23 protein-coding genes and 1 other RNA gene are annotated in these 22555 nt (G+C 32.6%); 13 read left to right on the forward strand and 11 right to left on the reverse strand.

Going from position 1 to position 22555, the window contains the following annotated elements; all coding sequences use genetic code 11:
- Positions 1–3: 3 nt before the first annotated feature.
- Positions 4–1416, reverse strand: a complete 1413-nt coding sequence (gene rlmD / locus AC2D6V_RS08965) for a 23S rRNA (uracil(1939)-C(5))-methyltransferase RlmD (protein ID WP_484647790.1) — start codon at positions 1414–1416, stop codon at positions 4–6.
- Positions 1417–1551: 135 nt separating this feature from the next.
- Here rlmD and AC2D6V_RS08970 point away from each other — a divergent pair, with 135 nt between their 5' ends.
- The 3 genes from AC2D6V_RS08970 (at position 1552) to rocD (ending at position 3879) form a co-directional block, all read left to right on the forward strand.
- A complete protein-coding gene (locus tag AC2D6V_RS08970) occupies positions 1552–2106 on the forward strand; it encodes an RNA polymerase sigma factor (protein WP_484647791.1) in 555 nt (184 codons plus the stop codon).
- Entirely contained in the window at positions 2096–2482 is a 387-nt protein-coding gene (locus tag AC2D6V_RS08975) for a DUF6768 family protein (RefSeq protein ID WP_484647792.1), read from the forward strand. Before AC2D6V_RS08970 ends, AC2D6V_RS08975 begins: the two co-directional genes overlap by 11 nt.
- 152 nt (positions 2483–2634) lie before the next feature.
- Entirely contained in the window at positions 2635–3879 is a 1245-nt protein-coding gene (gene rocD / locus AC2D6V_RS08980; protein WP_484647793.1) for an ornithine--oxo-acid transaminase, read from the forward strand.
- Between the two features lie 75 nt (positions 3880–3954).
- Here rocD and AC2D6V_RS08985 read toward each other — a convergent pair whose 3' ends face one another.
- The 3 genes from AC2D6V_RS08985 to AC2D6V_RS08995 are packed head-to-tail and all read right to left on the reverse strand — an operon-like array spanning position 3955 to position 6417.
- Complete coding sequence (locus tag AC2D6V_RS08985; RefSeq protein WP_298238213.1) at positions 3955–4290, reverse strand: CCC motif membrane protein; 336 nt, start codon at positions 4288–4290, stop codon at positions 3955–3957.
- A 16-nt stretch (positions 4291–4306) separates the two neighbouring features.
- Entirely contained in the window at positions 4307–4591 is a 285-nt protein-coding gene (locus tag AC2D6V_RS08990; protein ID WP_484647794.1) for a DUF2752 domain-containing protein, read from the reverse strand.
- A gap of 32 nt (positions 4592–4623) precedes the next feature.
- Positions 4624–6417, reverse strand: coding sequence for a T9SS sorting signal type C domain-containing protein (locus tag AC2D6V_RS08995; protein WP_484647795.1), 1794 nt, complete (start codon positions 6415–6417; stop codon positions 4624–4626).
- A 177-nt stretch (positions 6418–6594) separates the two neighbouring features.
- Between AC2D6V_RS08995 and AC2D6V_RS09000 the strand changes: the two genes are divergently transcribed.
- Both AC2D6V_RS09000 and AC2D6V_RS09005 read left to right on the forward strand, forming a co-directional pair.
- Positions 6595–6786, forward strand: a complete 192-nt coding sequence (locus AC2D6V_RS09000) for a hypothetical protein (RefSeq protein ID WP_484647796.1) — start codon at positions 6595–6597, stop codon at positions 6784–6786.
- A 5-nt stretch (positions 6787–6791) separates the two neighbouring features.
- Positions 6792–7361 carry a Smr/MutS family protein gene (locus AC2D6V_RS09005; protein WP_484647797.1) on the forward strand — a complete coding sequence of 190 codons (570 nt, stop codon included), beginning with the start codon at positions 6792–6794 and terminating at the stop codon, positions 7359–7361.
- On the opposite strand, the gene AC2D6V_RS09010 is transcribed toward AC2D6V_RS09005, so the two are convergent.
- Positions 7358–8254 (reverse strand): hypothetical protein, encoded by an 897-nt coding sequence (locus tag AC2D6V_RS09010; RefSeq protein WP_484647798.1) that lies wholly within the window; start codon positions 8252–8254, stop codon positions 7358–7360. The genes AC2D6V_RS09005 and AC2D6V_RS09010 overlap by 4 nt on opposite strands.
- 97 nt (positions 8255–8351) lie before the next feature.
- On the opposite strand from AC2D6V_RS09010, the gene AC2D6V_RS09015 reads away from it, so the two are divergent.
- The gene (locus tag AC2D6V_RS09015) at positions 8352–9497 is read left to right on the forward strand and encodes a cysteine desulfurase family protein (RefSeq protein WP_484647799.1); all 1146 of its coding nucleotides are present in this window, start codon (positions 8352–8354) and stop codon (positions 9495–9497) included.
- Between the two features lie 27 nt (positions 9498–9524).
- On the opposite strand, the gene AC2D6V_RS09020 is transcribed toward AC2D6V_RS09015, so the two are convergent.
- Genes AC2D6V_RS09020 through AC2D6V_RS09030 form a run of 3 tightly spaced genes read right to left on the reverse strand, consistent with a single transcriptional unit; the run spans position 9525 to position 14880 of the window.
- Positions 9525–10712, reverse strand: a complete 1188-nt coding sequence (locus tag AC2D6V_RS09020) for an aspartyl protease family protein (protein ID WP_484647800.1) — start codon at positions 10710–10712, stop codon at positions 9525–9527.
- 7 nt (positions 10713–10719) lie between these two features.
- Positions 10720–13182 carry a TonB-dependent receptor gene (locus AC2D6V_RS09025; RefSeq protein ID WP_484647801.1) on the reverse strand — a complete coding sequence of 821 codons (2463 nt, stop codon included), beginning with the start codon at positions 13180–13182 and terminating at the stop codon, positions 10720–10722.
- Between the two features lie 12 nt (positions 13183–13194).
- Entirely contained in the window at positions 13195–14880 is a 1686-nt protein-coding gene (locus AC2D6V_RS09030) for a M23 family metallopeptidase (RefSeq protein ID WP_484647803.1), read from the reverse strand.
- Between the two features lie 176 nt (positions 14881–15056).
- Here AC2D6V_RS09030 and AC2D6V_RS09035 point away from each other — a divergent pair, with 176 nt between their 5' ends.
- The 4 genes from AC2D6V_RS09035 to rny all read left to right on the forward strand — a co-directional run bounded on the left by AC2D6V_RS09035 (position 15057) and on the right by rny (position 17452).
- Positions 15057–15347 carry a hypothetical protein gene (locus AC2D6V_RS09035; RefSeq protein ID WP_484647804.1) on the forward strand — a complete coding sequence of 97 codons (291 nt, stop codon included), beginning with the start codon at positions 15057–15059 and terminating at the stop codon, positions 15345–15347.
- 15 nt (positions 15348–15362) lie between these two features.
- Entirely contained in the window at positions 15363–15656 is a 294-nt protein-coding gene (locus AC2D6V_RS09040) for a cell division protein ZapA (RefSeq protein ID WP_484647805.1), read from the forward strand.
- 55 nt (positions 15657–15711) lie between these two features.
- A non-coding RNA gene (gene ssrS, locus AC2D6V_RS09045) (6S RNA) lies at positions 15712–15820 on the forward strand.
- A 57-nt stretch (positions 15821–15877) separates the two neighbouring features.
- Positions 15878–17452: a ribonuclease Y gene (gene rny / locus AC2D6V_RS09050; RefSeq protein ID WP_484647807.1), complete on the forward strand. Its 1575-nt coding sequence runs from the start codon at positions 15878–15880 to the stop codon at positions 17450–17452.
- 65 nt (positions 17453–17517) lie between these two features.
- Here the strand turns inward: rny and xerD are convergent, their stop codons facing one another.
- Together xerD and AC2D6V_RS09060 are read right to left on the reverse strand one after the other, a co-directional pair.
- The gene (gene xerD, locus AC2D6V_RS09055) at positions 17518–18414 is read right to left on the reverse strand and encodes a site-specific tyrosine recombinase XerD (protein WP_484647808.1); all 897 of its coding nucleotides are present in this window, start codon (positions 18412–18414) and stop codon (positions 17518–17520) included.
- A gap of 157 nt (positions 18415–18571) precedes the next feature.
- Positions 18572–18799, reverse strand: a complete 228-nt coding sequence (locus tag AC2D6V_RS09060) for a TM2 domain-containing protein (RefSeq protein ID WP_484647809.1) — start codon at positions 18797–18799, stop codon at positions 18572–18574.
- Positions 18800–18955: 156 nt separating this feature from the next.
- On the opposite strand from AC2D6V_RS09060, the gene AC2D6V_RS09065 reads away from it, so the two are divergent.
- The 3 genes from AC2D6V_RS09065 (at position 18956) to AC2D6V_RS09075 (ending at position 20935) form a co-directional block, all read left to right on the forward strand.
- Positions 18956–19837, forward strand: a complete 882-nt coding sequence (locus tag AC2D6V_RS09065) for a hypothetical protein (RefSeq protein WP_484647810.1) — start codon at positions 18956–18958, stop codon at positions 19835–19837.
- A 12-nt stretch (positions 19838–19849) separates the two neighbouring features.
- Positions 19850–20266 carry a type II 3-dehydroquinate dehydratase gene (aroQ, locus tag AC2D6V_RS09070; protein WP_484647811.1) on the forward strand — a complete coding sequence of 139 codons (417 nt, stop codon included), beginning with the start codon at positions 19850–19852 and terminating at the stop codon, positions 20264–20266.
- Between the two features lie 120 nt (positions 20267–20386).
- Complete coding sequence (locus AC2D6V_RS09075) at positions 20387–20935, forward strand: porin family protein (protein WP_484647812.1); 549 nt, start codon at positions 20387–20389, stop codon at positions 20933–20935.
- 93 nt (positions 20936–21028) lie between these two features.
- Here the strand turns inward: AC2D6V_RS09075 and lpdA are convergent, their stop codons facing one another.
- On the reverse strand, positions 21029–22405 hold the full coding sequence (gene lpdA / locus AC2D6V_RS09080) for a dihydrolipoyl dehydrogenase (protein ID WP_484647813.1): 1377 nt from the start codon (positions 22403–22405) through the stop codon (positions 21029–21031).
- Positions 22406–22555 lie beyond the last annotated feature (150 nt).

Below are 22555 nucleotides of genomic sequence, written 5' to 3' on the forward strand. Positions count from 1 at the left end.
AATTTACCTTTTTTCCAAAAGTACAATATTTTCCACATGAAAAGTTTGCGGAAACATATCGACAGCTTGGGTTTTTGTTACTTTATATTGGGCATCCATTAATACTAAATCTCTTGCTTGTGTAGCGCTATTACAACTTACATAAACTACTTTTTTTGGTGCAATGTTTAATATTTGTTGTACCACATCTTTGTGCATACCGTCCCGAGGGGGGTCTGTAATTATAATGTCTGGTTCACCGTGCGAATTGATGAATTCATCATTAAAAACATTTTTCATATCACCAACAAAGAATTCAACGTTATTAATGTTATTTAATTGTGCATTTTCCTTTGCCGCATTAATAGCATCTGGAACAGATTCTACACCAATGACCTTAAGTGCTTGTTTAGCAATAAATTGAGCGATGGTGCCTGTGCCAGTGTATAAATCATAAACTAATTCAGTGCCAGTTAAACCTGCGAAATCGCGTGTTATTTTATAAAGTTCAAAAGCTTGATCTGAATTGGTTTGATAAAAAGATTTAGCATTTATTTTAAATTTTAAACCTTCCATTTCTTCAAAAATGTGATCTTGACCTTTATAACAAATAACTTCTTGATCGTAAATGGTATCGTTGGCTTTTTGGTTAATCACATATTGTAATGAAGTTATCTGCGGAAAAGATTCAGTAATAAAATCTAACAATAGTTCTCGCTTCGTTTTATCTTCTTTAAAAAACTGAATCAGTACCATGATATCGCCTGTGCTAGATGTACGAATCATCATAGTGCGCAGCAAACCTGTTTGATTTCTGGTATTAAAGAATTCTAAATCGTTTTCAATAGCAAATTGCTTCACCGCATTTCTAATAGCATTTGAAGGGTCTGCTTGTAAATGACATGCATTGATGTCTAAAATTTTATCCCACATTCCAGGAATATGAAAACCTAAAGCGTTTCTTTCGCCCAAATCTTCGTCAGATTGAATTTCTTCAAGTGTTAACCAGCGGCTGTCACTAAAAGAAAACTCCATTTTATTTCTATAAAAGTATTGTTTTTCTGAACCTAAAATGGGTGTGACGCCAGGTAGTTCTATATGTCCTATTCGTGTTAAGTTATTAGTTACTTCTTTTTGTTTGTAATATAATTGATGCTCGTAAGCCATGTCTTGCCACTTGCAGCCGCCACAGGTGCCAAAATGCTCGCAAGCAGGCTCAGTTCGTTTATCTGATAATTTATGAAAATTAGTAGCTTTCCCTTCATAATAAGATTTACGCTTTTTAAAAGTTTGAACATCTACAACATCTCCGGGAACGGCATTAGGAAGAAAAATAACTTTTCCATCAGGTGCTTTGGCAATAGTCTTGCCTTTCGCTCCTGCATCAATTACTTCTACGTTTTCAAAAACTTGTTTTTTTGCTTTTCTTCTAGACATGCTGCAAAAATAATAATAGCATCAAATAATCATGACTTTATTTCTATTAACTTTAAGAGATTTTCAGTTTAATTAAAAATAAAATGAACCTTTTTAGTTTTTACAGGTCTTTAAAGTGTAAGTTGAAGTTAATTAATGAATAAAAAGCAACGTTTTTTCGATGGTAAGTTGGTATTGGATTACCAAAACGGTAGCAAAAAAGCACTGACCTTATTGGTCAAGAATTGGCACCAATCATTTTGTAGTAAAGCTTTTTGGTTGGTTAAAGATGCCGATGTTGCTAAAGATATAGCACAAGATAGTTGGGGAGTTATTATTAATAAAATAGATAATCTAAAGAACCCAGAGAGCTTTGGAAGTTGGGCTTCGCGAATAGTGTATACCAAATCGTTAGATTGGCTAAAGAATAATAAGCGCATTCGCGATAACCTTGAAATTTTGAAGCATGAAGAGGAAATCTTAGAATCTGAAGAACATAATTCGGAAGAAATAAAAAGCAAATTATTACAAACCATTAAAACACTTTCTAAGAATCAACAAATGGTCATAAAGTTGTTTTATGTGCAAGACTATTCATTAAAAGAAATAAGTGGCATCTTGAATATATCGGTAGGCACTGCAAAATCAAGATTGTTTCACGCAAGAGAAAAATTAAAACAATTAATAAAACATAGAGATTATGAAAACTAATATGGAAGACATTGACAAGTTAATAAAGGAAACATTAACACAAGAAGAGGCAAAATTCTACGATAAATTAGATGAGCAAAACGTTTTCGAAATGGTAGGTGGTTTGTTTCAAGGAAAAAACAAATGGATCATGTATTTAATGAACATTATGACGTTAATATTCTTTGGATTATTTGTGTATTGTACGATTCAATTTTTTGATACTGATGTTACCAATGAAATGATTAAGTGGGGAGTTGGAGGACTTGTATTTTTGTTTGGTGTTAGTATGTTAAAAGTTTTTGCTTGGTTGCAAATGGATAAAAATGCTATAATAAGAGAAGTTAAACGATTAGAGTTGCAGGTATCTTCTTTAAGCGGAAGGATGAGCGAATAAGATTTTTGTAGAACAATTAATATTTAGTAATTTGCGCCCTCCTAGGGATGATTTCTCTCCCACGCTGAATTTTCGTCCCCATAACTATCGGGATTTCGAAAGGATAAAGGTGCAGAAGGAATGGTTATTTTATCAATTTAAATTAAATTAAAATGGCTGTTTTAGACCACATTACGTCGCAAGAAGCGATGGCATTAGAAAACAAGTATGGCGCTCAGAATTACCACCCATTACCAGTAGTATTAAGTAGAGGTAAAGGTGTGCATGTCTGGGATGTAGAAGGTAAACAATACTACGATTTTTTATCGGCGTATTCTTCAGTAAATCAAGGGCATTGTCACCCAAAAATTGTTGATGCAATGACGCATCAAGCGCAAACACTCACATTAACGTCTCGTGCATTTTATAATGACATGCTGGGTAAGTATGAAAAGTTTGTAACACAATATTTTGGGTTTGATAAAGTGCTACCAATTAACTCAGGAGCAGAGGCTGTTGAGACTGCTTTAAAGCTTTGTAGAAAATGGGCTTACGAAGTAAAGGGTATCGATATTAATAAAGCTCAAATCATCGTTTGTGAAAATAATTTTCACGGACGTACAACAACGATTATTTCATTTTCTAACGATCCTGTTGCACGTAAAAACTTTGGGCCTTTTACTGATGGCTTTATTAAAATTGAATATGATAATCTAAATGCTTTGGAAGAAGCTTTAGAAAGCTCATCAAATATCGCTGGATTTTTAGTAGAACCTATACAAGGTGAAGCTGGTGTGTATGTTCCAAGTGAAGGATATTTAGCAAAAGCGAAGGCATTATGCGAAAAATATAATGTGTTGTTTATTGCAGATGAAGTTCAAACTGGTATTGCGCGTACAGGAAAAATGTTAGCTGTAGATTATGAAAATGTAAAACCAGATGTGTTAATTTTGGGAAAGGCATTAAGCGGAGGAGTGTATCCCGTATCTGCGGTTTTAGCTAATAACGAGATTATGAATGTTATTAGACCTGGTAATCACGGAAGTACTTTTGGAGGAAATCCTGTTGCCGCTGCCGTAGCGATTGCTGCTTTAACAGTAGTTAAAGAAGAGAAACTTACTGAGAATTCAGAATATTTAGGTAAAGTTTTTAGAACTGAGTTAAATAAATACATAAAAAACAGTACAATTGTTAACTTGGTTCGTGGCAAAGGTTTGCTAAACGCTATAGTTATTAATGATGATGAAGATAGTGATACTGCTTGGAATATCTGTTTAGTACTTCGTGATAACGGATTATTGGCTAAACCAACTCATGGTAATATTATCCGTTTTGCACCACCTTTGGTTATGACAGAAGATCAATTATTAGACTGTGTTTCTATAATTGTAAAAACATTAAAACAATTTGAAAAGTAAATATTTTAATAGTTTGTAAATTAATAAAAAAGCGACCAATTTGGTCGCTTTTTTATTATATATAGATTTTTGGACTTAACTTCCAATGCCTAATTGTTCCATAACATCTTTTTGTTGTTCAATGTATGCATCCCATCCACCAACAGACATAATTTGATATGCCGATAGTATAAACGAAAGTACAGCTAGAATTAATCCTATTATAGCGATAATTTTTGCCGTTTTTAATTGACCAAAATTGCTGTATAACTCAGGATTTTCAGCATATAGTTTGGTGTCTTTTTTTACTAAAAACAAAGCTATTCCAGAAAAAAGTAATCCGCCAATTCCAGCGCTGCAACAGCAAGCTATAAAAGAAATTATTCCAAGTACAAGTGCTATAGTAGCATTAGGTAATTTTTGTTGTTCCATTTTTGTTGTTATTTATTTATAAAAAAGTTTTAATAATATAGCTTGTTACTATTACAGCTGTATTAATTAATGCCAAAATAATAATTATTTTATTAGCATACTTAATTTTTTTAATAGCATTTAAAATAATGACGCCAAAAAACAAGATTAAAGTATATACGGCAGGATACATATGAAAGGCATCGGTAAATTCACCTTGAGAAACTAAAGACGCCGATCGTTGTAAGCCACAGCCCATGCACTCAACGCCAAACAGCTTTTTGTTTAAGCAGGGTAACATATAATCTTTTAATCCTTCCATGGGCTTCATTAAGGAGCTAAAATACTAAAAGGTTAGGAATATTTTTTGAATACTCTAAATGATTTAATAACTGTTAGAAACATAATCTTTTTGTTGATATTTTGATTGTTAGATAGTGTTACATTCACAATGTAAACGCCATTACTTAGATTTTTGGTAGAATAGCTGTATGTTTGTTTAGAATACGTTTCTTTTTTATCAAAAATTCTTTTTCCTAAAACATCATATAACACAATCGAGCGAATATTTAGATTTTTAGGGTTTAGAACCTTTAATAATGATAACCTATTATTTTGGAAAACATTCAAGTCAACATGTTCCACTAAACTTTCATTACTCAGAGTGCTTTGGCTGAATCGTATTTCGAACCGAGTAGCGTAAGTCCCTGTCTCTAAATTTATGTGAAATGGCTGTCTTGTTAAATCGGTAAACGTGTTATTCTCCTTATCGTATAGGTAAATAGAAGCGCTGTTAAAATTTTGGACATCTACAACTCTAATATTTACGGGGCTTTTTACTGCTGTTTTAATAATTAAAGGTATTTGCAAATCTTGATTAAACACTAAGGCCTCAGCAACATAATTATTGTTTTCTGAGGATAAATATGCATCAGAACTTAGAATCCCCTCTGGGTTTATTGTGCATTCTAGCCCGTAATCAAACCCGTCTGTTGCACTCTCATGGAATGTCTCAACGAGTTGTCTGGTATATAAATTATTAAAATCAACATTAATTCTGAAACGTTTATAATCTTCTGGTATAATGGAAAAATGCGAAGAGGGTTGTGTTTTAGTTTCTTTTGTATTTGAACTTTTAAAAAATTCACTATTGGAGCCACTTTCTTTTTCAAAAACCCGATGACTATTTTTAGTTTCAACAGAACCAGAAGCTATTCCTACTACCATAAAACCTTGCCCAATAGGAATATATCGACGCGGACGTTTACCACTTACTGCTCCGCCACCGATGCCATTAATATTACCATCGTTGTCGTATGTGCTAAAAGCAGCAGGAACATAGGTTTCAAGAGTTCCGACACTATTTATAGTGTAAGTGGCATAACCGCCGCTATATTCACTAAGATTGTGAGAATTCGTATTTAAGTCTTGCTCCCAGTAGTACAAACTTCCATTAATAGTAGTTGCATTATTTGTGTCATGTATGAATTCTAAGGTGTCTAAAGCGGATGGATATGGGTTTCCTACTAATGTATACTGTTCATTTTCAACGTTATTGTTAATTGTTCCATTATTTGGTTTGCCTCTAAAATCATAAGATTGCATGTTATTAGAACCAGTTGTACCTTTCATTGTAAATCCTTCTCCAGGTCTTATACTTGTGTTTCCTTGTACATGGACCCAGCCAGAAAAGCCATTTGCTGTTGGGAATTTCCATATCCAATAGGGCTCTATGTTTAAAGGGCTAGATGTGCCGTTGTAAGATGATGTTCTATTGTATGTAGCTGGAGTGGAAGTAGTTAAGCCTGTAATATCGTTAAGTAGTGATATTCCGAAATTGTTATTTGTAGATGTGTCATCTTTAGAGCCAATTGGAGAACACCAATAATTAAATTCGTAGGCGCCAACATTGCCTTCTTGATAGACACTTAATTCTCCTTCTCCAGAATTTGCTATTGTTCCTGAGCCTTGTATAAGTTGCCCTTCGTCTCGAAGATAGATTCGGCTATTAGATTCGTTTAGGTTAACATCGTCTTCAACGAAGACCACTTGATCACTAACAAAGACATAGTTGTCATTGCTAACTGAGAGTTGAGCGTATGCTAGATTTACTGCGAACAGTAAAATGGTCATTAACCTTTGAGACATGATTTGAGAGACATCACAATTTACGGGGGCAAATATATTGTTTTTTTATTGGAAATACGCATTTGAACGATAAAAAATGCGCTTAAACGACCACTTATCGATAATTTTGATAGTTATTTACTTAATTTAGAATTCATTTTCACGTAATTTGCATGATAAATTTTTTGGTTAACATTTATGAAATATTTAAACTACATTCTTATATTTTTAGGAGCTATTATAGCCATGTATTCGAAAGTTGGAGCCGATCAGAACCAATATGTTTTAATTATGGGTATAATTGTTTTAATGATAGGAGTTTATAGGATAGCTAGAACTATTCCTAGTAAGAATGATAAGGATGAAGATACTTATAATGATGAAAAATAAAGGTTGTGGGTTTTAAAATAGGCGACGCGGTTTTAGTATTAGATGAGGATTTATCAGGAATCGTTAAAAATATAGCTTCTAATAGCATCATCATCATCGAAACGTCTGATGGATTTTCACTAGAGTTTACTAAACATGAATTAGTTATTGATGCTACTAAGGAATCGCTTAAACCTATGTTATCTGCATCGGATAACTTAAGTAACATTATATCTGAGAAGGAAGGATCTGGTAAAAGAAAGCAGGTGAAAAGGAAAGTAAAAGATAAATATTTGCCCACTATGGAGGTGGATTTGCATATTAACCAACTGGTTAAATCTTCAAGAGGGATGACAAACCATGATATGCTAACCCTTCAATTAGATACAGCTAGGAAACAATTAGATTTTGCAATAAAGAAGCATTTTCAAAAAATAGTATTTATTCACGGCGTAGGTGAAGGCGTTTTAAAAATGGAGCTAGATTATCTTTTTGGACGCTATAACAATGTGAAATTTTACGACGCTGAATATAAAAAATACGGCTTCGGAGCAACAGAAGTCTATATTTATCAAAATGTTTTGCCTACTTCTTAAAACGTTGGAGTCAACTTTCTACTTGTAGATAAATTGCTGTTTTCTAAATTTCCAAAATCAAAGTCTTGACTTATTATTTCTAAATCTACGCCTTCTATAGTTAAGCTTATGGAATAAGTTTGAAATATAGTATGCTCTCTATATGCAATAGCTGTTTCGGTTAAAGCCACGTCTTTATTTAAATAATCGGGACCAACATTTGGGTCTCTAATATCGTTGGTTGGATTTTGATCCTGGTCAACACTTTCTTCATCTCTGGTTAAAACCCCGTCATCATCATCGTCTGTATCTAAATAATCTGGAATGGTGTCTCCATCAGTGTCCTGCGCATTCAAAAGGCCATCAGTTTCAGTATAATCTGGGTTTTCTGTTTTTGTAAAAACATTGTCACCATCATCATCTTCATCTAAATAATTGGGAATGCCATCACCATCGGTATCATCATCCTCTAAATCGCCATTTTCATTAATGTCCTCAAACTCTGCTGGAATCCCATCATTATCATCTTCCATCAGCGAAGTTGTAAAGATGGCAGAATCATTGGTGCTCTCAAAATCTTGCGTTATATTAATTTCGGAAGATGGAATATTATTACAAAATAAGTCTGAAGGTAATGTGGTGTTGCTGTATGTGCGATAGTTAAAAGTATTGGAATTAGAGGTGATTTCAACTGATTCACCAGCCGTAACAGCAAATAAATCTTCAAAATCCACATCATTAACCTCAAATGACAGCGACTCCGATGGATCGCTTTTAGTTTTGTAAAAGACTAAATCCCCACAAGCTTGAAAGGCTTCATCAAAATCGAATTCAACGGTCAATATGTCACCATCATCACATGAAAACAGTAGAGAGAATCCAAGGCTTATTAAAACAAAAAAAATCTTTCGCATTATCTGGGTTTTAGGCAAAAATAATAGAATTGTTATTTATAACGCTCCTTATTGGTAATAATTTTATTTCAAGTATTTTTGCTACAAATAAAAACAGATGCAACATATTTATTTTGATAATGCAGCAACCACTCAAATTAGAGATGAGGTTATTAACACCATGATTGATGTTGTTAAAAATAATTTTGGAAACGCTTCATCTTCACATAGTTTTGGTAGATCATCTAAATCTTTAATTGAAAAATCAAGAAAAGACATTGCTAAGCATTTAAATATATCTGCATCAGAAATTGTGTTCACTTCTGGAGGGACAGAAGCTGATAATTTAGTGCTAAGAAGCGCTGTTAGAGATTTAGAAATAGAATATATTATCACTTCAAGAATTGAGCATCATGCCGTTTTGCATACTGTTGTACAATTACAAAGAGAGTATAATTTAGAAGTTGTTTTTGTGAATTTAGATAATAATGGAGAGATCAATTATGAACATCTTGAACAATTGCTAGCTAGTTCAAAGAAAGCGTTGGTAAGTTTAATGCATGTTAATAATGAAATAGGTAATATTCTAGATATTAAACGTGTTGCAGATTTATGTAAACTTAATAATGCCTTATTTCATAGCGATGCGGTGCAATCTGTTGGGCATTATCCGCTCGATTTACAAGAAATCCAAGTCGATTTTTTAGCGGCAAGCGCTCATAAATTTCATGGACCTAAAGGTGTTGGGTTCGCTTTTGTTAGAAAGAACTCCGGACTAAAACCTTTAATTATTGGAGGAGAGCAGGAGCGAGGGCTTCGTGCTGGAACTGAGAGCATTCATAATATAGCGGCTTTAGATAAAGCTTTTCATTATTCTAATTTAAATATGATTAATGAAAGTAATTATATCAAGGACTTGAAAGCTTATTTTATTGATAAAGTTACTAGTAATTTAGTAGGTGTTAAATTCAATGGAACTTCTGGTAATCTTGAAAAAAGCACCTATACTTTAGTAAATATATCATTACCAGTTGATGCTAAAAAATCAGCTATGTTACTTTTTCAACTAGATCTAAAAGGTATTGCTTGTTCAAAAGGTAGTGCTTGCCAAAGTGGGAGCAGTCAGGGGTCTCATGTTTTAGCTGAAGTTTTATCCGATGAAGATTTAGATAAACCCTCTATACGTTTCTCTTTCAGTATTTATAACACAAAAGAAGAGGTTGATTATGTGGTTGATGTATTAAAGGAATTGGTAAACGCCTAATATCTGGAGCTAGATTATTTGAGCATTTCAACGTTTTTCTAAAATCAAATGGCTAATATCGCCATTGTTGTTCTTTATCGAAATATTAAGGGAATCGGATTTTTTAAAGATTGATTCTTCGGTGATTAAATCGCATAAATCTACATTAGAAAAATCAACACCATTTATTTCTAAAATTTCGTCACCAAAATTCAATTTGTTTTTTAATTTTTCATCCCACACAATTCCAACTACCAGTTTATTGTTTTGAATAGTAGGAGTGAAACCTAATAATTTTTCATTGAGATCAGTTATCATTTTAAAAGCATCAAAATAAAACATTCTTTTTTTAAAGTCTATAGTTATGTTTCCGTATTTAATAATATCAGACCCTATTCTGGAATTATTATCATCGCCAGTTATGGCTATTACATTCTTGAATGATTGGCTATTAATAATAAGTTCGGGTACAAGTACCCGATATTGTATACTATTATCTGCATTGCCGAACATACCAATACTTGACGTTCCTTGTCCTTCCGAAATTGTTTTAATTAAGTCTTTGGGCATCATGACTTGAAAGTTTTTTTTATTTAAGTCATAAAACCCGCTTGCTCCAGTGTCAAGTAATAGGAGTTCTGTTGCCGTTTCTTCTCCTTTAAGTTTTATATTTATGTATGGACTACTTTGATTACCAACTAATGTTAGTTTTGAGGCATTCTTTTTACTAAGATTTAATTTTCTGTAATCGTTAGTTATTATTAATTTACTTTCTTTCGATTTTATTTGAACGATAGATTTTCTGAGTAAATTACTACCAATAATACCATCGATTTTAAAACAATCAAATACTAAATTGTCTTTATTATTAAATACTAAAGCACCGGTATTTTTAAAAGAGACATCTCCAATTGTTATTAGCGGCAGTGTGGTAAGTCTCATTTGCTCCTTTTTTTGATTCGCATCAGATACTGATATGTCTTTGCCTTTTTTGAAATTTAATTCTTTCCATAAGTTTTCTGAAATTAGATTTGGAGCACCGGTATCAAAGAGAAATTGATATGTCTCTCCTTTTATAACAACAGGGATTATGATTTTACCGTTTAAATTCTTGTATTTAATTTCAGAATAAAAACGTTTTGATGTGGCGTTACCTGTTCTAAATATTGATTTTTGACCAAGGGAAATATTGATAAAACAAATACAGAAGAAAATATTTAGTATTGTTTTGAGCATTTTATTTTTAAAACTTCATGGTTGTTCTCACATTAAAAACTCTAGGAGTTAAAAAGTTTGGAATAGCATATTGACGTTTACTATATACATCTCTAACCCAAGTATTGGTAATAGAATTTTGAACGTCGAACATGTTGAAGATTTCAACCCCAAAGGAAAGCTCCTTAAATGATTTTTTCCAACCACTATTAAATTGCTTGTTCTCATCAACCAAAACAAACTGAAAACCTACATCGGCACGTTTGTAATCTGACAACCTAGTTTGATATACATAAGGGTCTGCGTAACTCGGTGAACCTCCTGGAAGCCCCGTGTTGTAAACTAAGTTTAAATACATTTTCATGCTAGGAATGTTAGGCACATAATCCTGAAACAAAGCAGCAAATTTTAAACGCTGGTCAGTTGGTCGTGCTATATAACCGCGATTTTCAATGTTTTCTTCAGTTTTTAAATACCCAAAGCTAAACCATGATTCTGTTCCAGGTACAAATTCACCATTTAAGCGCATATCCAAACCATATGAATAGGCTTTAGCATTATTTCTTGCCCTATATCTAATTCTTACATTTTCAAGCGTATATGGGTTTACATCGCTTAAGTTTTTATAATATGCTTCCGTAGTAAGTTTAAATGGCCTATCCCACATTTTAAAGCTATAGTCATTTCCTAAAACAAAATGAATAGACTTTTGCGCCTTTACATTTGGTTGAACAATCCCCAACGAATCTCTTAATTCTCTGTAGAACGGAGGTTGGTAATATAAACCTGCAGCCAAACGAAATAGCATATCTTTTTGCCAATAAGGCTTTATTGTAAATTGTGCACGTGGACTAAAAACAGTTTGATTTGAAGATGATATACCATCACCACTAACTGACCAATTATGAACTCGAACTCCTGCGTTATACCAAACATCACTAATACCTAAAGTAGATCGTTTACTCCATTGCGCATAAGCTTGGAGTCTGTCAATTTTAACATTGTTAGTTGATCTAACATTTTGGAATGGTTCAATAGGTCCGCTGAAAGATTCATAAGGTTGTTCGTTTATTGGTGTTGTTCTAGGGGGTCTTATTGAAAAGCCTGCCGAATCGATAACTTCCCATTCTATTAATCGATCTTGAATGTCTTCATTAGTATATTTAACAGACCATTCAATACGATTGTCATCGATTCTGAAATCACCTTTATGCTCAATATTGGTTATTAAGGCGTCTAGGTCGTTTCGACCATGGTTAAGTTGGCTTCCAATACCTTCACTAAATTCAACTTCTCCCAAATTTTCATCTCCAATATTTGAGTTTACTTCCCCTAAGCGATACTGTGCTAAAATGTCGAAATATTCTTCTTCAGTAGTATGGTAGGTAGAAGCAATAAGTTTTAAGTTAAGATTATCGTTTACGAAATAAGTTCCTTTAAAAGCACCAAATAAGGTTTGATATTGATCTTTTTCTTGCCCTTCATAAAACACCAACAGCGCAATTGGGTCTGATAATGTTCCAAAGTTGGTTTGTCTAGTTTGAGGCTCATACCCATACTTGTTTAAAGAAGCATTGCCCAGAAAACTTAGGTGAAATTTATCTGTAAATTTGTATGTAAAAAATGCTTGAGCATCAGCAAATGCAGCATCGTAATTAGTTTCGGTTTCTTTAGCGTTTACTAATAATCCATTATCTCTATAACGAACGCCAACAATGCTAGAGAATTTAGAATCCTTGCTAATATTTTCAACCGATAGACTTCCACCTAACAAACTTAAATCTGCATTTACTTCAAATTGATAAGGTGTTTTATAGGTGATATCTAAAACAGATGATAATTTGTCTCCATATTTAGCTTGAAAACCACCAGATGAAAAATCGACATTCTGAACCAAATCGGTATTTACAAAGCTCAATCCTTCTTGCTGTCCAGAACGAATTAAGAAAGGTCTATAGACTTCTATACCGTTTACATAGACTAAATTTTCATCATAATTTCCCCCACGAACAGAGTATTGGGTACTTAATTCATTATTGTTGCTTACTCCTGGAAGTGTTAATAAAAGGTTTTCAACTCCTGCATTAGCACCAGGTATTTTTCGTATAGTTTCTGGCTTTAAGGTTGTAATACCTTCAACCTCCTTTTGTCTATTACCAGTTATAACCACTGGCGCAATTTGCTCAATTGAAGCATTCATTACAGGATTGAACTCATATTCTTCACCATTCTTTAGGTTAAAAGCACTCACTATTTTTTTATAAGAAATATGAGAAAACTCAATTTCTACATCCCGATTTGCAGGGATCTTTATTATGTAAAAACCATTATCATTTGTTTCGGTTCCGTCTAAACCTGCTTTTATACTTACACCAACTACCGCTTTATTTTGTTCATCTAAAATAACACCTTTAATCGTTGCTGTTTGAGAATATCCAAAAAAGGAGAAAATAGTTGTTAGGACAATAGTTAATAAATGTTTTGTATTCAAAAGTCAATAAATTTATTTTCTGTAGAATTGTGTTTCAAAAGTAGAACTATTTCCAACATTATCTGTTACAATTAGCTTTAAATTATTTTTGGTATCTGTAATAATGCCGTCATTAAAATCATAGGTTAAGGTCTTTTTTTTATAATCATACTCCATTAAAATCCATTTCCCATTTACAGTGGCTCTATAATTTGAAATGCCAGAATGTTTGTCGCTAATTTTTATTTTTAAGTATCGGTACTTGCTTAACCAATTCCCATCTTTAAAATTTGGACTATATATTTTGGGTTTAATAGAATCTAGGGCAAGGGCAAATGTCCCTAACGTTTTTGTGTAGGTTGATAGTATATTGCTTTCTCTTTTTGTAGACGAATATGAAGGATACTTTTTGTAGCCTATTAATTTCGCTATGTAAAGTTTGTTTTTATCAGCTTCTAGATAGTTGTTTATATCATAACTAATTTTTAATCTTTTTTGTGTAGGTATAATATCTTTGTGTAGTACTAGGGTGTCATTTTTAGCATTAAAATCTAGGTAGAAATCTTCGTAGAATGTATTCTGATAAATATCGACAGAGATATTACCTTCTTTTAAATTCGTAGTTTGGTCTGCTTTGATAAAATATGGGGTAACTTTTTTTTCTAAAGGTTTTAAAGAGTCGTTTTTGCTTCCTTTTATATTTAAAGTAATCCAAGAGGCATTATTCTTATAATCATTCACTTTAATTTTAAAAACAGAATAGGTGCTATCTTCAATAGATAAATAACCGTTATGAGGCTCTGTATTTATAATGCTTAAAGGGTTTTTATCGCTAAATAATTTTTGAATGCGCTGTTTTTTTGTTCTGTAATGTTGATAATCAACTAACCTATTAATGTGCTTGGTTTCATCAAATGAGAAGCGTTTAAAATCTAATTCATAATATTTACTACCATTAAAAAAAGTTTGAATGTTATAAACGCCATTTTTGTTTGCTGCCATATCTTGTCGATCGTTAGTCACAATACCAAAACCTATTTTGCCAAAGGCTTCAATATTTTCAAGTGTATAATCGCCATTTTGTAAAGGAATTAAACGTAATTTCTGTTTAGAAGTTACATTGTTTATGTGAGCATGTTCGTCTAAAGGATAAGCATAAATTGCAGTTACAAATGGATTGATGGTATCTTTTATGTCAATACCAAAAAGCATTGGATTTATCGGGCGTTCTGCTTTATCACGAATTTCAAAATGCAGATGCGGGCCTCCAGAACCTCCAGTATTACCACTAAAAGCTACAATACTATTTTTTTTGACAACTAACTCTTCAGCTTTTGGAAACAATTCAATTTCATAAGATTCTTTTTCATATTGCATTTTTTTAACATAGGCTTCAATTTCTGGAGAGAATTTTAATAAATGCGCATAAACCGTTGTATAACCATTTGGGTGTGTAATATATAATGCTTTGCCATAACCATAATGAGAAACCTTAATTCTGCTAACAAATCCATCTGCAGATGCTAGAACGTTTAACCCAACGCGCTGTTGCGTTTTTATGTCTAATCCAGAGTGAAAATGATTTGATCGCAACTCAGCAAATGTGCCAGATAAAACCAAAGGGACTTCTAAAGGGCTTCCAAAATATTCTTGAGGATAGTTGTTTTGAGCATTTGTGAATACTGGTAAAAAATATAAAACAATTAGGATTATTCTCATAGGAAAGGATTAAAGCTAAAATATTAATTTGATTCGAATTTGCAAAGTATTCTTCAAAAATCAAGCCATAGCACTAATAATCAGTCATAACCGAAACAATAGAAATTTTATTGAAAAACAATTGTAATTTATAGCTAGGTATGTTAACTTTGTGAGATAAGTATTGATTTTAGTAAATGAGTAATATTGAAGATATTGTAGATTCTTTAGAAAACAAAATTAGTAAAGTATTACACAAACTAGAGATCTTAAAGCTTACTAATTCTAAATTGAATGAAGAGTTACAATACTCGAAGCAAGAAATAGAAACCCAAAAAATGCATGTGGCATCTTGGGAAGAAAAATATGAAGCTTTAAAAATTGCTAATTCAATGCTTGGTAGTGACGATAATAAAAGAGAAACTAAGCTTAAAATAAATGCATTAATACGAGATATTGACCATTGTATTGGGCAATTAGCAAATTAATGTAAAATAAATTCAATGTCAGAAAAGCTTAAAATAAAGCTATCTATAGCGAATAGGGTGTATCCTTTAACTATTGAAGCAACTCAAGAAGAGGGGTTGCGTAAAGCGGCAAAGAACATTGAAGTTATGATAAAGCAATTTGAGCAAAGTTATTCTGTTCGTGATAAACAAGATGTATTGGCCATGTGTGCTTTACAATTTGCTTCTCAAGTTGAACAGAAGTCTATAGATAAAGAGCATGTGAGTGAGCATTTAGAAGGAAAATTAAATGCGCTTAACGAATTGCTACATTCACACTTAGTCTCTTAACGTTCTTTAAAATAAACTAAAAGTTACTGCCTACATTGGTTATTTTTTTTGATAAACTCAACGTTAATTCTTTAAAAAGGGTGAGTTTAAGTTGTAAAAGCATGCTGCCTTAGTCGCAGATCCTTGATCAGCTTGTTAGCCCTAAACTTGTTTTTAAGGAGTTTATACAAAACTTTATACCGGTGTAGGCTTTTTTTATATATACAATTTAACTAAACATAATGGAGAACCCTATTATATTAATTATCGGAGGCATACTGCTTGGACTTATAATTGGCTTTATTATAGCCAAATCTTTAGAGAAAAATAATGCATCAAAACTTATTAAAGATGCTAAAAGAAGCGCTACGGCTATTTTAAAAGAGGCCAATAATGAAGGTGAAGCTTTGAAGAAAGACAAGATTCTTCAAGCTAAAGAAAAATTTCTTGAGCTTAAAGCAGAACATGAAAAAGTTATTTTGTCGCGGGATAAAAAAATGGCAGAGGCTGAAAAGCGAACACGTGATAAAGAGTCTCAAATTTCAAGTGAAGTAGCAAAAAATAAAAAGCTGAATTCTGATATTGAGAATAAAATTAAAGATTATAATCACCGACAAGATCTTTTAGAAAAGAAACAAGTTGAGCTTGATAGACTTCATAAAAGTCAAGTAGAGCAACTAGAAGTTATATCGAGTCTTTCTGCAGAAGACGCTAAAGAGCAATTGGTAGAATCTTTGAAAGGTGAAGCTAAGAATGATGCCATGGCTTTTATTCAAAGCTCACTTGAAGAAGCGAAGCTAACTGCAGAGCAAGATGCTAAAAAAATCATTATTAACACTATACAGAGAATAGGGACAGAAGAAGCTGTGGATAATTGTGTGTCAGTTTTTAATATTGAATCTGATGATGTTAAGGGGCGTATTATTGGTCGAGAAGGGCGTAACATTCGTGCAATAGAAGCTGCTACTGGTGTAGAAATTATTGTTGACGATACTCCTGAAGCTATTATTCTATCATGTTTTGATTCAGTACGTCGTGAAATAGCGCGTTTATCTTTACACAAATTAGTAACAGATGGTAGAATTCATCCTGCACGAATTGAAGAAATTGTAAAGAAAACAAAAAAGCAAATCGATCAGGAAATTATTGAAGTTGGAAAACGTACGGTTATCGATTTAGGTATTCATAACTTACATCCAGAGCTTATTAAAGTTGTTGGTAGAATGAAATACCGTTCTTCTTATGGTCAAAACTTATTACAGCATTCACGTGAAGTTGCCAAACTGTGTGGTGTAATGGCTGCTGAATTAGGACTAAACCCAAAATTAGCAAAACGTGCAGGTTTACTTCATGATATAGGAAAAGTGCCAGATGCTGAAGCAGATATGGAAACACCACATGCTATTTTAGGTATGCAATGGGCAGAGAAGCATGGTGAAAAACCAGATGTTTGTAATGCCATTGGAGCACATCATGATGAAATTGAAATGAAATCATTGTTAGCACCAATCATACAGGTTTGTGATGCTATTTCTGGAGCACGACCAGGAGCTAGACGTCAAGTGTTAGATAGTTATATACAAAGGCTTAAAGACTTAGAAGATATTGCATTTGGTTTCCAAGGTGTAAAAAAGGCTTACGCTATTCAAGCAGGAAGAGAGCTTCGAGTTATAGTAGAAAGTGAAAAAGTTGACGACCAAAAAGCAGCCGATTTGTCTTTTAGTATCTCACAAAAGGTACAAACAGATATGACTTATCCAGGACAGGTTAAAGTTACTGTAATACGTGAAACACGAGCGGTTAATATTGCAAAATAATTTTTAATAAATTACAAGGGTAAAAAATCCAGCGTAAGCTGGATTTTTTGTTTCTCGCACAACAACTATTTCCTTGGATGGTATTTCTCTATAACAGACGTTAGATGGCTTTTATCAAGATGAACATATATTTCTGTAGTTGTAATACTTTCATGACCTAACATAAGCTGAATAGATCTTAAGTCAGCATTATTTTGCAATAAATGCGTAGCAAATGAATGTCTAAATGTATGAGGTGAGATGTTCTTTTTAAGTCCAATTTTTTCAGCGAGTTGTTTTATGATTGTAAAAATCATAGCTCTAGAAAGTTGTTTACCCCGCCTATTTAGAAACAATGTGTCTTCATGACCAGCTTGGATATTCAGATGTAACCTTATTTCCTTGCGATAGATATTGATGTATTTTTGAGTTGAACCAACAATAGGCACAAATCGCTGTTTATCTCCCTTGCCAGTAACTTTAATGAAGCCTTCATCAAAATATAGGTCTGAAATTTTTAAATTGGTTAATTCACTAACCCGTAAACCGCAGCCATATAAAGTTTCAAGAATTGCTCGATTACGCTCACCTTCTGGTTTACTTAAATCTATGGCAGCAATAAGTTGATCGATTTCTACTTCTTCTAATGTGTCTGGTAATTTTCGACCAATTTTTGGTGATTCTATCAATTCTAGAGGGTTGTCTTTTCTGTAATCTTCAAAAACTAAATAACTAAAAAAACTTCGTAGACCTGAAATTAAACGTGATTGAGAACGTGCATTAACCTTTTTAGCAGCTTCATAAATGAATTGTTGAATAGCATTTGATTTTATTGATATTGGAGAAATTATAATTTCGTTGTTTTCTAGATAATCGATTAATTTCTTAACATCTCGAGAATAATTATCAATAGAATTATCCGATAGGCCTCGTTCTATTTTTAAATAAAGTTGATAATCTTTAAGCGCGTTTTGCCATTTCATTAAAACAAAAATAACATTTATTGGGAATGTTTTAAGGATAATATGGGGCTTGAGTTAATTTATTTATGAAATTGTTTGAAATTCTATTTTTGCTTTTTTATATTCTAATAAACTAGCTCTATTTACTAAAATAGAATGAGTTTTTTTATATAATCTTTTAAAAATCACCTTGAATCATATTAACTAAATCTATTACCCACCATACGCCAAGTCCACCGGCAGTTAGAATAAATAAAATATTCCAACCTGTAGGTTTTCCATAATACCATCTATGTCCAGCTGCCCATCCTAAGAAGAACCAAAGTATTATACCAACTGTCAAGTCCTGACCAGCAGCCACTGCAAGAGGCGTATAAATTTCTTCATTATTTTCAGAAGAATTCATTTCAGTATTTGTTTGCGTTTTAACTGTTCTTTTAACTGGGAAAGAGGCATAGCTACTAGAGTAGACCAAAACGATAAGCAAGAATGAAAGTAATAATTTAATTTTCATAATTAATTGGTTTATGTTTGTGAGTACAATTTATAAAAAAATACTTTAATGATAAGATATTGCTTGCTTATTTTGTTTGCTTTTATATTCAACCATACAAGTTTATCACAAGAAAAATATGAGTATGTAGGTGGGGTTAAGTTAAATGACACATTAATAATATCTTATAGAGTTAATTTTTTAGTTAATAAAGAAGACGTAAAAGGATACTCAATAACAGATATTGGAGGCATTCATGAAACGCGATCCAATATTTTTGGGGAATATGATAGAAATAAAAAAGAATTAAACTTTAAAGAAACGGGTATTGTATATACCAAATCTCCAATTTCTCAAAACGATTTTTGTTTTTTGAATGCTTCAGTAAAGAACTTTGTTTTTGGTAAAAGTAAAAAGATTAAGACCAATTTTATTGGCTTGTTTTCTGACAACACAAAATGCATTGATGGTGAAATATTATTGAATGCATATGATAAATTAGAAAAGAGATTAACGAAAGTTACCGATAAGATTAAAAAGTCGAAAAGAGTTCCAGATAGTCTAAAACAAAAACTCAATTTACGAAAGATGATGGATTCTTTGAATATGAATATATTGCGTAAAGATGAAGTTTTAAGTTTATTTACAAGATCTGATAAAATAAAATTTACGGTTTATGACGGTGGTAAAGAAGATGGAGACCTCATATCTATTTGGGTAAACAAAAAGGAGATGTTAAAAGGCTATAAGGCTAGTAGAGAAAAGAAAACTTTCATCGTGAACGTGGACACTGACAAAACTTCCGTTGTTATTAAGGCCTTGAATGAAGGCAATATTGCTCCTAATACGGTGGTTGTAGAAATTCAAGATCGGAATACTTCAATAAAGGCGCTTTCTAATTTGAAGTTGAATGAAACCACACAAATTGATATTTTGAAAACGAAAAAGTAATATCTTTACGGCATGAAAAAACTCATCATCATAAATGGTCCAAACCTCAATTTATTAGGTAAGCGTGAGCCTAATATATATGGTAGCCTTACGTTTACAGAATTTTTAGAAGAGATTAAAGGTAAATATAACAATATAGAAATTGATTATTTTCAGTCAAATATAGAAGGGGAGTTGATTGACAAACTTCATGAAGTAGGTTTTACTTATAACGGGATCATTTTAAATGCAGCGGCATATACACATACTTCTGTTGGTATAGGCGATGCTGTAAAAGCTATTGAAACGCCCACAGTTGAAGTGCATATATCCAATACGTTTAGTAGGGAAGAGTTTAGGCATCAATCTTATATATCTCCCAATACAAAAGGCGTGATTCTTGGTTTTGGCTTACAAAGTTATGAGTTGGCTATTCAGAGTTTTTTATAATTTCTTTAAGTTTTTTAAGAAATAATTAACCAGATTTTATAATTTGTTTATGACTGAATTGTGATTCATTAACGAGCTTCTAAGATAGTTTAGAACCATAATTAAATTAATCAACAAATTATGAAAAAAACTATTTTATTATTTGCATGTCTTATTTCCATACTTTCTTTACAAGCTCAAACAGAATCTGAACAGCAAAAAGATGAAAAAGTAACTTTTGGATTGCGTACTGGTTATGAATTTCAAGCCAACAACAGTAATTTAGATTATACGCCTAGTTTACCCTATATAGGTTTTTTATCAGATTTTAAGCTCAGTGACAATTGGTCTTTACAGTTAGAATTAAATTTGAGGTCTGAAAAAAGAGAAAGACTCTTTAATAATGGCTTTAAAGAATCTGTTGATGAGTTTTATTTGACAGTTCCTGTATTATTAAAGCGCCATCTTAGTAAGAAGTTTAAAATATATGCTGGAACGCAAGTCTTATCGGCATCTTTAGTGAATGATATTTCTGGATTCAAAAAATGGAATGGTATTCTAGGTATAGAATACTACATAACAAAAAACCTGTTTTTTGATACACGCTTTAGGCATGATTTTGATGTGCAAAGATCGAGTAATAATTTTAGAGATAATAGGATAAGCGTTGGGGTTGGCTATAAGTTTTAAATAAAAAATGCGATTCTTAAATTCAAGAATCGCATTTTTGTTTTTATAATTTGAGTAAGTGTTCCACTCCTTCGGAGAGGCTTGGAGGGGCGTTTACAAATGTATCACCTCATCATAAGCATCGGCAACAGCTTCCATAACAGCTTCACTCATTGTAGGATGCGGATGCACTGCTTTTAAAACTTCATGACCTGTAGTCTCTAATTTTCTACCTAAAACGGCTTCAGCAATCATATCGGTAACACCAGCACCAATCATATGGCAACCTAACCATTCACCATATTTAGCATCAAAAATCACTTTTACAAATCCATCTTTAGTTCCAGCAGCACTTGCTTTACCAGATGCTGAGAAAGGGAATTTTCCAACTTTAATATCAATACCTTTATCTTTTGCTTGCTTTTCAGTTAAACCCACAGAAGCAATTTCAGGAGAGCAATAAGTACACCCAGGAATGTTGCCATAGTCTAAGGCTTCAACATGTTGTCCAGCAAGTTTTTCAACACAAAGTATGCCTTCCGCGGAAGCGACATGCGCTAAAGCTTGACCAGGAGTCACATCTCCAATAGCATAATAACCTGGAATATTTGTTTGATAAAAATCGTTCACTATAATTTTATCTCTATCAACTACAATACCAACATCTTCTAAACCAATGTTTTCAATATTTGTTTTAATACCAACGGCACTTAAAATAATATCTGCTTCAAGAACTTCTTCGCCCTTGCTAGTTTTAACAGTGGCTTTTACACCTTTACCAGAAGTATCAACTTTAGTAACTTCGGCAGAAGTCATGATGTTAATTCCAGACTTTTTAAAAGAACGTTCCAATTGTTTTGAAACGTCTTCATCTTCAACAGGAACAATACCGGGTAAGTATTCAACAATAGTAACCTCAGTTCCCATAGAGTTATAAAAATATGCAAACTCTACACCAATAGCTCCAGAGCCAACAACAATCATTTTCTTAGGTTGTTTCTTTAAGCTCATGGCTTGTCTATAACCAATAACTTTTTCACCGTCTTGCGGTAAACTTGGTAACTCACGAGATCGAGCACCTGTAGCTATAATAATATTATCTGCACTATACTCAGTACCATCAACATCAACCTTTTTCCCAGGTTTTATTTTTCCATAGCCTTCAATAACATCAATTTTATTCTTCTTCATTAAAAACTGAACACCTTTGCTCATACCGTCTGCAACACCACGACTACGTTTTACCACAGCATCAAAATCATGTTCTGCATCTTTTACTTTTAGGCCATAATCTTCAGCATGTTTTAAATATTCGAATACTTGAGCAGATTTCAATAAGGCTTTTGTTGGAATACAACCCCAATTTAAACAGACGCCACCCAAATTTTCCTTTTCAACAATAGCAGTTTTAAAACCCAATTGTGATGCTCTAATAGCTGTAACATAACCACCAGGACCACTTCCAAGAACTATAATATCGTATTTACTCATGTGTTAAATTTTAGGCTACGAATTTACGAAATCGATTTTGAATAATAAATTAAGAAACCTTTAAATCGAAAAAAAATTCTAGAGGCATTATAACATTGTTTTTATTGAATTTGTTATTGGCTTGTAGAAAGCAATCTCTAGTTGTTTTAC

This window comes from Algibacter sp. YIN40 (genome assembly GCF_057219435.1).